General features: G+C 40.4%; 1 protein-coding gene. It reads right to left on the reverse strand.

Annotated elements, in window-relative coordinates; genetic code table 11:
* Positions 1-1,367: ABC transporter transmembrane domain-containing protein (locus AC04NP_RS30480; RefSeq protein ID WP_482863907.1), on the reverse strand; the 1,367-nt coding region annotated here is incomplete at its 3' end.
* Positions 1,368-1,406 lie beyond the last annotated feature (39 nt).

A 1,406-nucleotide genomic window follows, 5' to 3' on the forward strand; every position in this document is an offset into this window, starting at 1 on the left:
TGACCACTGCTCAACCCATGTCCGTCACTGCCTATCCTGGTTTTCAACCCTAACGGAAGTGACACAATAAAATCCTTAATATTTGCTATTTCAATGGCTTTTTCAAGCTTTTGTTTATCAGGTATGTTATCTGTGACTGCTATATTGTTGGCAATGGAATCAGAAAAGATATATCCTTCCTGCATCACTACCCCACATTTCCTTCTCCATTCTCCAGGGCTGTATTTGTCAAGTGAAATGCCATTTAGTTCGATTTTACCCGCTGCCAGGTTATAAAAGCCAAGCAGCAATTTTATCAGGGTGGTTTTCCCACTGCCACTCATCCCGACAATGGCAGTTGTTTTATTGAATGGAATATCAAGATTTATTTTATTCAGTACTCTCTCCGAATGAGGTCCTTCGTATTGAAACACCAGATCTTTTATAGACAGCCCTGTTCCCGGAAGTATCTCCCTGATTTTGTGATCATCATGTTTTTCTTCGTCCTCACGGTCATGGATCTCGCCGAGCCTTTCAAGGCTTATTTTAGCATCCTGGGCTGCTTGTGTGAAACCTATAAATTGTTGAATAGGTGCATTGAGTTGGCCAATGATGTACTGCATGGCCATCATCATTCCCAAAGTCATATCACCTGCTACCACCGCTTTGGCAGCTAAAAACGAAATCAAAATATTTTTGGTCTGATCAATAAATACCGAGCCTATTTGTTGATTTTGGTTAAGTGTCAGTCCTTTGACGCTTACCTTAAATAATTGGGCCTGTATACGTTCCCATTCCCAACGTTTTTGTTTTTCACAATTATTAAGCTTTATTTCCTGCATGCCATTCACCAGCTGCACCAGATTGTTTTGATTGGCAGATGACTGCTGAAATCTTTTATAATCAAGTTCTCGTCTTTTCTTCAGGAATAACAGAATCCAAAGTATATACAGCATGCTGCCCAGATAAAATATTCCTAATATACCGATGTGATACCCTGCCATGATAAAAGTGTACATCACCAGGGTAAAAATGGAGAAAACAATATTGATCAATGAACCCGTTAAGAAGGACTGAATACGGCTATGATCACCAATTCTTTGCATGATGTCGCCGACCATCTTTATATCAAAGAAAGATATGGGTAATTTCATAAGTTTGGCGAGAAAACCGGCTATCAGCGAAATACTTATCCTGGTTGTTACATGAAGCATGATCCAGCTACGAATAAGGCCATTGGCAGCCTGACCAAGCGTTAGCAACATTTGGGCCACTAATACCATAATGATAAAAGCCAGATCACTGTTTCCGATACCATAATCTACAATGGACTGCGTAAGAAAGGGAAATGCAAGGCTAAGCAGCGTACCTGTTAGGGTGGCAAGCATAAGTTGGGCAATAAATTTTGTATAAGGCCTCAGATAGCC

This window comes from Agaribacillus sp. DX54 (assembly GCF_056858335.1).